This window comes from Plantibacter sp. ME-Dv--P-095, from assembly GCF_030209365.1.
Taxonomy (GTDB): Bacteria; Actinomycetota; Actinomycetes; order Actinomycetales; family Microbacteriaceae; genus Plantibacter.
The window spans coordinates 98,666-111,324 of the sequence record NZ_JARVSB010000011.1; the positions used below are offsets into that span (position 1 = coordinate 98,666).

The window sequence follows — 12,659 nt, forward strand, 5'->3', positions numbered from 1 at the left end:
TGTAAGCGCAATCATTGCGTGAGAATCTGCCATTTCGCAGCAATCCTGCGCCAAAGTCCGTGAAACCGCTGCGAACTGCGTGCGATGATGAACGTGGCGTGCCTTCGGGCCCCTGGACATCGTCCGCCGTTCCTCGCTCGTATCTGGAGGCCGACGTGTCGTCGACGCTCAACCACCCCACCCCAGCCCCGCAGGATTCCGCCGCTGCGGGTCGCATCGCGAATCGCCGCCGGTACCTCATGTGCCGCCCCGACCGCTTCACGGTCAGCTACCGGATCAACCCCTGGATGAACCCGGACGACCCCACCGACACCTCGCTCGCCGTGTCGCAGTGGGAGCGGCTGCACCAGGCGTACCTCGACCTCGGGCACACGATCGACCTCATCGACCCCATCGACGGCCTGCCCGACATGGTGTTCGCGGCGAACGGCGGGTTCACGCTCGACGGTGTCGCCTACGGTGCCAAGTTCACCTACGACGAGCGCATCCCCGAGGGCCCCGCCTACATGGACTGGTTCGAGGCAAACGGCTTCCGCGTCGAGCGCCCCGAGTTCGTGAACGAGGGCGAGGGCGACATCATGCTCGTCGGCGACACGATCCTCGCGGGGACCGGATTCCGCACCGACCCGCGCAGCCACGACGAGGTGCGACGCATCTTCGACCGAGAGGTCGTCACGCTGAATCTCGTGAACCCGAGTTTCTACCACCTCGACACCGCCATCGCCGTGCTCGACCCGGTGGCCCCCAGCGACGGTTCACCCGCGAACATCGCCTACCTGCCGACCGCGTTCGACGAGGCGAGCAACCGCATCCTCGAGGAGCGGTACCCGGATGCGATCCACGTGAGCACGGAGGACGCGGCGGTGCTCGGCCTCAACTCCATCTCGAACGGTCGCGAGGTCGTCATCGCCGCTCGCGCCGTCGGGTTCGAGCGCCAGCTGCGGGAGCGCGGCTACCGCCCGATCGGCGTCGACCTGTCCGAGCTCCTGCTCGGTGGTGGCGGCGTGAAGTGCTGCACCCTCGAACTCCGCGGCTAGCCCTTCGACAGGCTCAGGGACCGGAGTGGGGCTCAGGGACCGGGGTCGGGCTCAGGGCCAGGCTGTCGAGGGGTTGCGGGTCACGCGCGGCACCGCGTATACCTGCTGTGAACGATCGACCGCCGACGGAGGGCACCCATGGACGCCGCAGAACGACGTGACCACGAACGAGACAAGTCGGGACGGACGAGCACCCTGGGGGACGCGACCGGATTCTGGGTCGTCATCGCCCTCGCGCTCTTCGCGGGCGGCATGTGGTCGTTCGGTGAGGCGTTCCGCAACGAGGCCTTCCAGACGGTGTGGTTCCTCGGCGGCATCCTGATGATCGCGCTCGCACTCTTCGTGCCGGCGCACTTCGCCAGCCGGAACTGACGCTCCGCCGCACGTTCGCCGATGGTTGGCTGAGCGTTCGATCGACCGCCCCGTACCGCCGATACCGTCCTGTCCAGCGCGCTACGCTGACTGAGCAGACACGAGGACGGCACATGGATTCCACGGTGGTCATCATCCCCACCTACAACGAACGCGAGAACCTGGAACGGATCGTCGCGCGCGTCCGCGTCGCCACCCCCGACGTCCAGATCCTCGTGGTCGACGACAACTCACCCGACGGCACCGGCGACATCGCCGATCGCCTCGCCGCAGCCGACACCGCGGTGCACGTGCTCCACCGGACGGGCAAAGAGGGCCTCGGCGCCGCCTACAAGGCCGGCTTCGCCTGGGCGCTCGGGCGCGGGTTCGGCAGCGTGGTCGAGATGGACGCCGACGGTTCGCACGCCCCGGAGCAGTTGCCGTCGCTCCTGGCCGCCGCCGCGACCGCCGACGTCGTCCTCGGATCGCGCTGGGTGCCGGGCGGCTCGGTCGTGAACTGGCCCAAGCACCGCGAGGCCATCTCGCGGGTGGGCAGCGGCTACGCCCGGTTCGCGCTCCGGCTCCCCGCGCGCGACGTGACCGGCGGCTACCGCGTGTTCAGCGCGGATGCGCTGCGCAGGCTCCAGCTGGACGAGGTCCACTCCCACGGCTACGGGTTCCAGGTCGACATGCTGTGGCACGCGAACCGGGCGGGCCTCAGCATCGTCGAGGTGCCCATCACCTTCACGGAGCGTGCGCTCGGAGCCTCGAAGATGACGGGTGGCATCGTCGTCGAGGCCATGCTGCGCGTCACCTGGTGGGGGATCTGCGAGGCGACCGACCGGGTCATCGGGCGGCACCCCGAGGCGTCACGCGCCACCGCCGGTTCCTGAGCCGGAGCCTCAGACGCGGCTCGGGCCTGAGGAGATCACGGGAGCCGAGCGGATGAGCGTCTCGTCGTCGACCGCGTCGACGAGGTACCCCGCGACGTCGGAGCGGCTGATCCGCACGGAGCTCGGCCAACGGCCGGCGGGCGAGGTCACGACCGGTCGGCGCCGCTCGCTCCCCGACAGCAGGGTCGGGCGCACGATCGTCCAGTCGAGGGCCGAGCTCCGCAGTGAGGCGTCGGCGCGTTCGTGATCGGCGTAGACGGTGCCGAGCCGCAGGAATCGCGTCGTCCATCGCAGCGGGGACGGCACGCTCCGCCGTGACTCCCCGGTGCCGAGTGCGGAGAGCAGCACGATGCGCCGGAGGCCGTGCGAGCGCATGGCGGCGGTGACCGTGTCGATGGCGCTCGTGATGAGGTCCGGCGGGCTCACCTGGCGCGCCCACGGCCAGTCGGAGGTGCCGAGGTTGGTGAGCGCGACCACGACCGCCTGGGTGCCGTGCATGGCCGCCTCGACGTCGTCGATCCGCAACGGTGATCCCTGGGTGATCGTCAGTCGATCGCCCGGGACGACCCGTGTGGGGTCGCGGACGAGGGCGGTCACCGAGTGGCCGGTGCGCAGCGCCTCGGAGATCACGAGTCGACCGGTGCGTCCGCTGCCGCCGATGACGAGGAGGTGGGCCACAGCGCTCCTTCCGGGAGTCGGGCCCGGATGGACGCGGGCGGCTCGGACCGAGGGACGTTCCCATCGTGGACCAGAGCGCGCCGTGCGGCATCGGGGACAACCCGAGACGTGACCAGCGCCGCGGGAGCGCCTCACCACGATGATGCGCATGCCGCCGTGGCGGACGTTCATCCTCCGTCGGAACGAGGAAGCCCCGGACCGTGGTGGTCCGGGGCTTCCTCGTGTCGCTCGGGTGGTCAGGCCTTCGCCGCGGACGCCGGCTTGCGGGCCGGAGCCTTGCGCGGGGCCGGAGCCGCCTTGGGCGCGGCCGGCCGTGACGCGCTCAGCGTCGACTGCTCCGGGAGCGGCTGCAGCGTCGTGAACCGCGAGAGCTGGGTCACGTGGTGCGGCTGCAGCTCCTCGAGCGAGGCGACGCCCAGGAGCTTCATCGTGCGCACGATCTCGCCCGAGAGGATCTGGATCGCGCGGTCCACGCCCTCGCGCCCACCCGCCATGAGCCCGTAGAGGTACGCACGGCCGATGAAGGTGAAGCGGGCGCCGAGGGCGACGGACGCGACGATGTCGGCACCGTTCATGATGCCCGTGTCGAGGTGCACCTCGGCGTCCTTGCCGACCTCGCGGACGACGCTCGGCAGCAGGTGGAACGGGATCGGCGCGCGGTCGAGCTGACGGCCGCCGTGGTTCGACAGCTGCACGGCGTCGGCACCGAGGTCGACGGCGAGCTTCGCGTCGGCGACCGATTGGACGCCCTTGACGATCAGCTTGCCCTTCCACTGCTCGCGGATGTACTTGACCTCGTCGGGCCCGACGGTCGGGTCGAACATCGTGTCGATGAGGGCGGCCACCGTGCCGGACCAGCGGTCGAGGCTCGCGAACGCCAGCGGCTCCGTCGTGAGGAAGTTGATCCACCAGGCAGGCCGTGGGAGCGCGTCGACGATGGTCTTCGGTGTGAGCGACGGCGGGATCGTCATGCCGTTGCGGACGTCACGGAGGCGAGCGCCGCCCACCGGGGTGTCGACCGTCACCACGAGCGTGTCGTACCCGGCCGCGGCTGCGCGGTCGACGAGGGCCATCGACCGCTCGCGCTCGCTCCACATGTAGAGCTGGAACCAGTTGCGGCCGCCGGGAGCCGCCGCCTGCACGTCCTCGATCGACGTCGTGCCCATGGTGGAGAGGGTGAACGGGATGCCGGCCGCCGCGGCCGCCGACGCACCGGCGCGCTCGCCCTCCGTCTGCATCATGCGGGTGAAGCCGGTCGGGGCGATGCCGAACGGGAACGCGACGCGCTCGCCGAGGACGTCCCAGCCGGTGTCGACGTTCGCCACGTTCTTGAGGACGGCCGGGTGGAACTCGATGTCCTGGAAGGCCTGACGGGCGCGGGCCAGCGAGATCTCGCCCTCGGCCGCGCCGTCGGTGTAGTCAAACGGGGCCGTCGGCGTGACCTTCTTCGCGATCGTGCGGAGGTCGCTGATGGTCGTCGCCGCGGCGAGACGGCGGCGGCGCGCGTTGAACTCGGGCTTCTTGAACTGCATGAGGGGCAGCAGGTCGTGGGGCTTGGGGATGCGGCGTTCAACCATGGGTCTGTTCTTCCTTCTCACGGGAGGGTGCGGGGTTCAGGGCGTCGTAGTAACCGGTGATGTGGGAGCGCACGGACTGACGGGCGAGGTCGGGGTCGGCCGAGCGGATCGCCTCGACGATGCCGCGGTGCTCGGCCCGGAGTCGGTCGGCGGTGGCGGACCAGGACGACAGCTGCGGCACACCGGCGAGGACGTAGCGTTCGATCGAGTCGCGGAGACCGGACATCGTGGCGACGAGGACCTGGTTGCCCTCCGCCTCGGCGAGCGACAGGTGGAACTGGGCGTCGAGCGCGAGGAACTCCGCCTCGGTGAGCGTCGGCTGGTCCATCGCGTCGAGGAGCGACTCGGGGTGCTTGAGGTCCGCGGCGCGTTCGCCGGCGCGCGTGGCGAGGCTGTGGACGACGGCGGTCTCGATGACGAGTCGGGTGTCCACGACGTCCTGCACGGCGAACCCCTGAGCGGCGACCTGCAAGCGCATGAGCGTCGCCATGCCGCCGGAGGGCGTCGCGACGATGATCGCGCCGGCGGTGGGGCCGGAACCGGTGTGCGTGCGGATGAGGCCGAGGACCTCGAGGACGCGGATCGCCTCACGGACGCTCGACCGGCCGACGCCGAGGTCGATCGCGAGCTGGCGTTCGCCGGGCAGTCGGTCGCCGGGCTTCAGGACGCCGCTGAGGAGGTCCGACTCGATGCGGGCGAGGACGACCTCCCAGGCGCGGGGCTCGGGACGCGGGGGTGTGGGGGCCGGTGTTGCGGGTGCGATCGATCCCGGTGCGGCCTCCGTCGTCGGTGCGGGTGCTGCTGCGCTCATCGGTCCTCCTTCGGCACCTCGATGTGGTCAGACCACAAACCATACCTCTTGAACCGATTCAAGGCGAGCCCTGACGCGAACTTTTCCGCTCCGGACCCATCGAGCGGGCCGATCAGGTGCGGAGGACGATGTTCTCGGGTTCCTCGCCGGCCTGCAGGTGCTCGATCTGCCGACGCAACAGCCGCGCCATCCGGGGGAGCATCGCGCTCGTCGCACCGCCGATGTGCGGCGAGACGAGCACGTTCGGCAGCGACCACAGGGGGTGGTCCACCGGCAGTGGCTCGGGATCGGTGACGTCGAGGGCGAGGCGGATCCGGCCGCTGCTCGCGTGCCGGACCAGCGCTTCGGTGTCGGCCACCGGTCCTCGGGCGACGTTCACCACGAGGGCGTCGTCGGGAAGCGCCGAGAGGAACGCGTCGTCCACCAGACCGCGGGTGCTGTCGGTGAGTGGGACGACGACGATGACGATCTCCGCCTGGGGCAGGAGCTCCGGCAGCTCGTCGATGCCGTGGATGGTGCCGCGCTCGTCCTCACGAGCCGTGGAGGCGACGCGGGTCACCTCGACCTCGAACGGCAGGAGCCTCGCCTCGATGGCCGCGCCGACACCGCCGTAGCCGATGAGGAGGACCCGACGGTCCGCGAGGCTCGGACGCTGCCTCTGCAACCACTCGCCCGTCCGCTCGGCGCGCACGAAGTCGGGGAGACCCCGCTGTGAGGCGAGGATCAGGGCCACCGTGAGCTCCGCCGTCGACGCCTCATGCACGGTCGCCGCGTTCGCCAGCACGACGCCCTCGGGAAGGAGGTCCTCCAGGCCGTCGTAGCCGATCGACTGGACCTGCACGAGCTGCGGCGTCACGGCGGCCACGTTCGCGAGCGGCTTGTTCGAACCGAGGTACACGGGCACCACGAGGTCGATGTGTTCCACCGGCGGCTCCGTCCGGAGGTCCCACTCGACGAACTCGACCCCCTCAGGAGCCGGGCCCTGCGACAGCACCTCCTCGCGGAGCTCGGTGGGCAGGCTGACGATGAGCGGAGAAGCAGTCATGCTGCGACGCTACCGGGTGACCGCGTCGTGGCCCGAAGACTTGCGCGGCTCGTAGCGGGTCGGTTCGAAGCTCCGCGCGACGAGGGCGCGCAGGGTCTCGAGGTCGCCGTCGATGATCCCGACGGCACGCGCCTGCACGAGCACGTTCCCGAGCGCGGTGGCCTCGACGGGGCCCGCGACGACCGGGATGCCGGCGCGGTCGGCCGTCAGCTGGCAGAGCAGGGCGTTCTGCGATCCGCCGCCGACGACGTGGATCGTGCGGACCCGGACGCCGGACAGCTCGGAGGCCGTGTGGACCGCATCGGCGAACGCCTGCGCCAGGCTCTCGACGATGCACCGGACGAACTCGGCGCGTGACCGCGGCACCGGGGAGCCCTGCTCGACGAGGGCCTCCGCGATGCGGGCCGGCATGTCGCCAGGGGCGAGGAAGCGCGGGTCGTTCGCGTCGAACACGGAGACCGCGGTGTCGACGGCGGCCGCCTGGGCGATGAGCCCGGGGAGGTCGATGGTCTCGCCGCCCCGCTCCCAGGTGCGCACCGACTCGCTCAGGAGCCAGAGCCCCATCACGTTGTGGAGGAACCGGGTGCGACCGTCGACACCGCCCTCGTTCGTGAAGTTCGCGGCCCGGCTCGCCTCGGTGAGCACGGGATGTTCGAGCTCCACGCCGACGAGGCCCCAGGTGCCGCAGGAGATGTACGCGGCGTCCTGGCTCGTCATCGGGACGGCGACGACCGCCGACGCCGTGTCGTGGGAACCGATCGCCGTGACGGGCGTCGAGGACGACAGACCGACCTCGGCGGCGACGCCCGGGAGCAGCGTCCCGATGGGATCGCCGGGTTGGACGATGGGCGGCAGGATCGCGGCCGGGATGCCGAGTCTGGTGAGCAGCTCCAAGTCCCAGTCGGTCGATCCACCGGCGCGGACGAGTCCCGTCGTCGACGCGTTGGTGGCCTCGGCGACGCGCGCACCGGTCAGCCAGTGCGCGATGAGGTCCGGGATGAGCAGGGCGGTGTCGGCGACGTCGAGCATGCCGGCGTCGCGCTCCGTCGCCAGCTGGTAGACGGTGTTGAACGGGAGGAACTGGAGCCCGTTGCCCCGGTAGAGCTCGGCGAACGGCACACGCGCGTGCACCGCCTCGACCCCGGCCGCCGTCCGCTCGTCGCGGTAGTGGAACGGAGCGCCGAGCAGCCGCCCCTGCCGCAGGAGCCCGTAGTCCACCGCCCACGAGTCGATGCCGATGCTCGACAGATGCGGTTCCTGCCTCGCCGCCCCCGACAGCCCGGCGACGACCGAGCGGTACAGCTCGAGGATGTTCCAGTGGAGGCCGTCCGGCGTGCGGACCGGGGTGTTGGGGAACCGGGCGACGGGCACGAGGCGGAGCTCGCCCGGACCGACGTGACCGAGCATGACCCGGCCACTCGTCGCCCCGAGGTCGACCGCCGCGACCGTGCCGCTGGAGCCGACGGCGCTCGCCGCACCCGTCGCCGTCGCGCTCATCGCAGGAAGGCCGCGGCGACGCCCGCGTCGACGGGGATGTGCAGGCCGGTCGTGTGGCTGAAGTCGCTCGTGCAGATCGCGAAGACCGCGTTGGCCACGTTCTCCGGGACGACCTCGCGTTTGAGGATGGTGCGCTGCGCGTAGAACTTGCCGAGGTCCTGCTCCTCGATGCCGTACGTCTTCGCCCGGTTCGCGCCCCAACCGGAGGCGAAGATGCCCGAGCCGCGGACGACGCCGTCGGGGTTGATGCCGTTCACCTTCACGCCGAACTCACCGAGCTCGGCGGCGAGGAGACGGACCTGGTGGGCCTGGTCGGCCTTCGTCGCGGAGTACGCGATGTTGTTCGGTCCGGCGAAGACGGAGTTCTTCGATGAGATGTAGACGATGTCGCCGCCGAGCTTCTGGTCGATGAGGACGCGCGCCGCCGCCTTCGAGACGAGGAACGAGCCCTTCGCCATGACGTTGTGCTGCAGATCCCAATCGGCCTCGGTGGTCTCGAGCAGCGACTTCGAGAGCGAGAGACCGGCGTTGTTGACGACGAGGTCGAGCCCACCGAAGGCGAGGACCGTCTCCTCGATCGCGGCCTGCACCGCGGCCTCGTTCGAGACGTCCGCGGCGATCCCGATCGCGACGTCGGTGGTGCCGAGTTCCGCCGCGGCCGCCTGGGCCTTCTCGAGGGAGAGGTCGGCGATGGCGACGACCGCGCCCTCGGCGACGAGGCGGGTCGCGATGGCCTTGCCGATGCCGGACGCGGCTCCGGTGACGAGCGCGATGCGGGTGGCGAGTGGCTTCGGCTTCGGCATCCGCTGCAGCTTCGCCTCCTCGAGCGCCCAGTACTCGATCGCGAACTTCTCGGCCTCATCGATGGGTGCGTAGGTGGAGAGACCCTCCGCGCCGCGCATGACGTTGATGGCGTTGACGTAGAACTCCCCGGCGACGCGCGCGGTCTGCTTGTCCTTGCCGAAGCTGAACATGCCGACACCGGGGACGAGGACGATGAGCGGATCCGCGCCGCGGATGGCCGGGCTGTCGGACGTGGCGTGACGGTCGTAGTACGCCTGGTAGTCCTCGCGGTACGCCGTGTGCAGCACGCCAAGTCGCTCGACGATCTCCTCGACGCGCGCCGTGGCCGGCAGGTCGACGGTGAGCGGCTTCACCTTGGTGCGGAGGAAGTGGTCGGGGCAGCTCGTGCCGAGCGCGGTGAGGCGGGGGTGCTCCGCCGCGGCGAGGAAGTCGAGGACCTCGGGGCTGTCGGTGAAGTGCCCGACGACGGGGCGGTCGGTGGAGGCCAGCCCGCGGATGGTGGGGGCGAGGGCCGCGGCCTTCGCGCGTCGCTCCGCCTCGGGGCGTGCCGCGTAGCCGTCGAGTGCCGGCCCGAACGGTTCGGGACGCGAGTTCGCCTCGATGTAGGCGGCCGCGGTGTCGATGATCCAGAGCGAGTTGGCCTCGGCCTCGTCGGAGGTGTCGCCCCACGCGGTGATGCCGTGGCCGCCGAGAATCGTGCCGATCGCCTCCGGGTTGTCGGCCTTGATGGCGGCGATGTCGAGACCGAGCTGGAAGCCGGGGCGACGCCACGGGACCCACACGACCTTGTCGCCGAAGATCGTCGCGGTGAGCTCGGGGCCGTCGGCGGCGGTCGCGATGGCGATGCCGGAGTCGGGGTGGAGGTGGTCGACGTGGGCCGCGTCGACGAGGCCGTGCATGGCGGTGTCGATGGAGGGCGCGGCGCCGCCCTTGCCGTGGAGCGTGTAGTCGAACGCTGCGACCATCTCGTCCTCGCGGTCGAGGCCGGGGTAGACGTCCTGGAGGGCGCGCATGCGGTCGAGGCGGAGGACGGCGAGCCCTGCTGGCTTGAGCGTGCCGAGGTCACCGCCGGAGCCCTTCACCCAGAGCAGTTCGACCGGCTCGCCCGTGACGGGGTCGGTCCCGGTGCCCTTGGCGGAGGTGTTGCCGCCCGCGTAGTTCGTGTTCTTCGGGTCGCTGCCGAGGCGGTTGCTGCGGGCGATGAGCTCTGCAGCTGTTGGGTTCACGGACATTCGCACTCCTTCGTCGGGGCACGTCCGTGCCCGATGTTCATTCGTGTTAAGTATGACAAGAAGTGACAGGCGACGCAATGGCGGAAGTCCGTTCGCAATTCAGGAACGCTCCGGCGTGTCGCCCCCGGTGTCCGTGGTGTCGCGTGCGGCGCGCCGCAGTCGTCCTGAATTGTGGACGGGGGAGTCAGAGGAGGTCGACGGCGTCGCGGTAGGCGTCGAGGCGAGGGTCGGCCGGGTCCAGCTCGGTGACGAGCAGGTCGACGTCGGCCAGCGCGAAGCCGGTCGCCATCGCCCGCTGGTCGAGCTTCGCGGAGGCGGCGACGAGGATCGTCTCGTCCGAGGCGCGTGCGAAGGCCTGCTTGACCTGCGCCTCCTCGAGGGTGACCTCCGAACTGCCGATCACGGGATCGACCGCCGCGGCGGAGAGGAAGAACCGCCGGTACAGGAGGGATGACGCCGCCTGGCAGGCGATCGGACCGATGAAGCTGTCGGTTCGCGACTCGGCCTGGCCGCCGACGAGGATCGCGGAGATGTCGCGGTTCGCCGTGGCAAGCAGGAAGTTCGGGTAGGAGTTCGTCGCGACCGTGAGGCGCGAATCGGCGAGCAGGCGACTGATGCCGCCGGCGGTGCTCGACGCGTCGATCGCGATCGCGCCGTCAGTCGGGAGGAGGGCGCGGAGCTTCTCGACGATGACGCCCTTCTCCCGGACGCCCGTCGCAGATCGTTCGGTGAAGGTGCGCGGTCGCAGGGTCGGGATGGCACCACCTCGGACGCGGCGGACGATGCCGGCCTGTTCGAGGTCGGCGAGGTCCCGGCGGACCGTCATCGACGAGACGTCCAGCTCGGTGGCCGCGTCGTCGAGCCGGATGCTGCCGTCGCGCTCGAGGATCGCGGTCAGGCGGGCGCGTCGCTCCTCGGCGCCGAGCGTCCCCGTCGTTGCCATGTCGTCCCCTGTCCGCCGGTGTCGGACGCGTCCGTTCCTGTCCGTCTCAACAGGATGTCACAGCGGGTGTCAGGTGGAGGCGTCGATCAGCGTCTCGGCCGCACGGCGGGCGTGCAGGGCCGCTTCGGGGGAACCGGTGATCGCCGCGGTGGTCTGGGCGCCCTCGGCGAGGATCGCGAGTTGAGGTGCGAGCGACGCCGGAGCGCCCGCGTCGGCGACGAGGTCGGCCACGTAGGCCTGGAAGGAGGCCTTGTGTTCCCGGGTGATCGTCGCGACGGCCGGCGAGACGCCGCCGAGTTCACCGAAGGTGTTGATGAAGCCGCAGCCGCGGAACGAGTCCTCGCTGAACCAGCCGGCCAGGTAGTCGTACACGGCGAGGATGCGGTCGCGCGGGGTGCCTGCGTCGTCGACGAGGGCGCTCACGCCCGTGGTCCAGAGGTGGTGCCGGTGGTCCATCACGGCGAGGACGATGTCCTCCTTGCTCGGGAACTCGGCGTACAGACGCTTGAGCGAGACGCCCGCTGCGGCGCGCAACTCGTCCATCCCCACGGCCTGGATGCCCTTGGCGTAGTAGAGGCGGTCGGCCGCATCGACGATGGTGTCGCGGACGAGCGCGGTCGCGGCCGGGGCGGGCAGGCGGGCCGCGGTCGTGGTCTGTTCGGTCGTCATCCCCTCAGTGTACTTGCATTGAGAACGATCGTTCCCTATGCTGGTGTCCATCGAGGAGAACGAGCGTTCTCATTCGAGGCGCGGGACCGGGCGATCAGCTCGGGCGCCGAGACGAAAGGAATCGAACCATGTCGTTCATCACCGTCGGAACCGAGAACAGCACCTCCGTGGAGCTCTACGTCGAAGACCACGGCACCGGCCAGCCGGTCGTCCTCATCCATGGCTACCCGCTCGACGGCTCCTCGTGGGAGAAGCAGACCGCCGCGCTCCTCGACGCCGGCTACCGCGTCATCACCTACGACCGCCGCGGCTTCGGCAAGTCCTCGAAGCCCACCGTCGGCTACGACTACGACACCTTCGCGGCCGACCTCAAGGCCGTGGTCGACGGGCTCGATCTGCAGGACGCCGTCCTCGTCGGCTTCTCGATGGGTACCGGCGAGGTCGGCCGCTACCTCGGCACCTACGGCTCCGAGCGGATCGCGAAGGCCGTCTTCGTCGGCTCGCTCGAGCCGTACCTCCTGCAGACCGACGACAACCCGACCGGCGTGCCGCAGGACGTGTTCGACGGACTCCTCGCGGCGGCGACCGACGACCGCTACGCGTTCTTCACGAGCTTCTTCGAGAACTTCTTCAACACCGACGAGAACCTCGGCTCCCGCCTGAGCGAGGAGGCGCTGCGGGCCAACACCCAGCTCGCGTACAACGCCTCGCCGTTCGCCTCGCTCGCCGCGCAGCCCACCTGGCTGACGGACTTCCGAGCCGACGTCGCGAAGATCGACGTGCCCTCGCTGATCGTGCACGGCACGGGCGACCGCGTCCTCCCGATCGACTCGACCGGCCGCGTGTTCGCGAAGGCGCTGCCGTCGGCCGAGTACGTCGAGATCGAAGGCGCACCGCACGGCATGCTGTGGACGCACTACCGCGAGGTCAACGAGCAGCTGCTCGCCTTCCTCGCGAAGTAGGCGGCACTGTCGGTTCGCAATTCAGGACCGCTCCGGCGCGTCGGCGACCTCGGCCGGCGCGCCGGGCGTGACACGCCGCGGGCGTCCTGAATTGTGGACGTCTGGATGTGGATGAAGCCCCGCGACCGGGATGGTCGCGGGGCTTCGTCGTCCTCGGGTG

The 12,659-nt window shown here is 70.4% G+C and carries 12 protein-coding genes; 4 read left to right on the plus strand and 8 right to left on the minus strand.

All coding sequences use genetic code 11. The features are described 5' to 3' along the window. Positions 1-155: 155 nt before the first annotated feature. From ddaH to QRN26_RS16350, 3 genes are all read left to right on the plus strand, one after another. Positions 156-1,037 (plus strand): dimethylargininase, encoded by an 882-nt coding sequence (gene ddaH, locus QRN26_RS16340; RefSeq protein ID WP_350223931.1) that lies wholly within the window; start codon positions 156-158, stop codon positions 1,035-1,037. A gap of 138 nt (positions 1,038-1,175) precedes the next feature. After that, complete coding sequence (locus QRN26_RS16345; protein WP_056782217.1) at positions 1,176-1,409, plus strand: hypothetical protein; 234 nt, start codon at positions 1,176-1,178, stop codon at positions 1,407-1,409. A 113-nt stretch (positions 1,410-1,522) separates the two neighbouring features. Beyond that, the gene (locus tag QRN26_RS16350; RefSeq protein WP_157580048.1) at positions 1,523-2,281 is read left to right on the plus strand and encodes a polyprenol monophosphomannose synthase; all 759 of its coding nucleotides are present in this window, start codon (positions 1,523-1,525) and stop codon (positions 2,279-2,281) included. Between the two features lie 9 nt (positions 2,282-2,290). On the opposite strand, the gene QRN26_RS16355 is transcribed toward QRN26_RS16350, so the two are convergent. The 8 genes from QRN26_RS16355 to QRN26_RS16390 form a co-directional block, all read right to left on the minus strand. Next, positions 2,291-2,959: an NAD(P)-dependent oxidoreductase gene (locus QRN26_RS16355; RefSeq protein ID WP_056010731.1), complete on the minus strand. Its 669-nt coding sequence runs from the start codon at positions 2,957-2,959 to the stop codon at positions 2,291-2,293. Positions 2,960-3,195: 236 nt separating this feature from the next. Beyond that, entirely contained in the window at positions 3,196-4,536 is a 1,341-nt protein-coding gene (locus QRN26_RS16360; protein WP_285037565.1) for an alpha-hydroxy acid oxidase, read from the minus strand. Next, positions 4,529-5,347: a FadR/GntR family transcriptional regulator gene (locus QRN26_RS16365; RefSeq protein ID WP_285037566.1), complete on the minus strand. Its 819-nt coding sequence runs from the start codon at positions 5,345-5,347 to the stop codon at positions 4,529-4,531. Before QRN26_RS16365 ends, QRN26_RS16360 begins: the two co-directional genes overlap by 8 nt. A 112-nt stretch (positions 5,348-5,459) precedes the next feature. Then, positions 5,460-6,392: a 2-hydroxyacid dehydrogenase gene (locus QRN26_RS16370; RefSeq protein ID WP_285037567.1), complete on the minus strand. Its 933-nt coding sequence runs from the start codon at positions 6,390-6,392 to the stop codon at positions 5,460-5,462. 9 nt (positions 6,393-6,401) lie between these two features. Continuing rightward, positions 6,402-7,889, minus strand: coding sequence for a rhamnulokinase (locus tag QRN26_RS16375; protein WP_285037568.1), 1,488 nt, complete (start codon positions 7,887-7,889; stop codon positions 6,402-6,404). Next, entirely contained in the window at positions 7,886-9,925 is a 2,040-nt protein-coding gene (locus QRN26_RS16380; protein WP_285037569.1) for a bifunctional aldolase/short-chain dehydrogenase, read from the minus strand. Before QRN26_RS16380 ends, QRN26_RS16375 begins: the two co-directional genes overlap by 4 nt. 184 nt (positions 9,926-10,109) lie before the next feature. Beyond that, positions 10,110-10,868 carry a DeoR/GlpR family DNA-binding transcription regulator gene (locus QRN26_RS16385; RefSeq protein ID WP_285037570.1) on the minus strand — a complete coding sequence of 253 codons (759 nt, stop codon included), beginning with the start codon at positions 10,866-10,868 and terminating at the stop codon, positions 10,110-10,112. A gap of 69 nt (positions 10,869-10,937) precedes the next feature. Then, a complete protein-coding gene (locus QRN26_RS16390; RefSeq protein ID WP_285037571.1) occupies positions 10,938-11,537 on the minus strand; it encodes a TetR/AcrR family transcriptional regulator in 600 nt (199 codons plus the stop codon). 128 nt (positions 11,538-11,665) lie between these two features. Between QRN26_RS16390 and QRN26_RS16395 the strand changes: the two genes are divergently transcribed. Next, positions 11,666-12,499 carry an alpha/beta fold hydrolase gene (locus tag QRN26_RS16395; RefSeq protein WP_285037572.1) on the plus strand — a complete coding sequence of 278 codons (834 nt, stop codon included), beginning with the start codon at positions 11,666-11,668 and terminating at the stop codon, positions 12,497-12,499. The last annotated feature ends 160 nt before the right edge of the window (positions 12,500-12,659 follow it).

Coding starts and splice junctions, on each gene's coding strand:
- QRN26_RS16345 (WP_056782217.1), top strand. CDS start 1,176: ATGGACGCCGCAGAACGACGTGACCACGAACGAGACAAGTCGGGACGG.
- QRN26_RS16350 (WP_157580048.1), top strand. CDS start 1,523: ATGGATTCCACGGTGGTCATCATCCCCACCTACAACGAACGCGAGAAC.
- QRN26_RS16360 (WP_285037565.1), bottom strand. CDS start 4,536: ATGGTTGAACGCCGCATCCCCAAGCCCCACGACCTGCTGCCCCTCATG.
- QRN26_RS16365 (WP_285037566.1), bottom strand. CDS start 5,347: ATGAGCGCAGCAGCACCCGCACCGACGACGGAGGCCGCACCGGGATCG.
- QRN26_RS16370 (WP_285037567.1), bottom strand. CDS start 6,392: ATGACTGCTTCTCCGCTCATCGTCAGCCTGCCCACCGAGCTCCGCGAG.
- QRN26_RS16375 (WP_285037568.1), bottom strand. CDS start 7,889: ATGAGCGCGACGGCGACGGGTGCGGCGAGCGCCGTCGGCTCCAGCGGC.
- QRN26_RS16380 (WP_285037569.1), bottom strand. CDS start 9,925: ATGTCCGTGAACCCAACAGCTGCAGAGCTCATCGCCCGCAGCAACCGC.
- QRN26_RS16385 (WP_285037570.1), bottom strand. CDS start 10,868: ATGGCAACGACGGGGACGCTCGGCGCCGAGGAGCGACGCGCCCGCCTG.
- QRN26_RS16390 (WP_285037571.1), bottom strand. CDS start 11,537: ATGACGACCGAACAGACCACGACCGCGGCCCGCCTGCCCGCCCCGGCC.
- QRN26_RS16395 (WP_285037572.1), top strand. CDS start 11,666: ATGTCGTTCATCACCGTCGGAACCGAGAACAGCACCTCCGTGGAGCTC.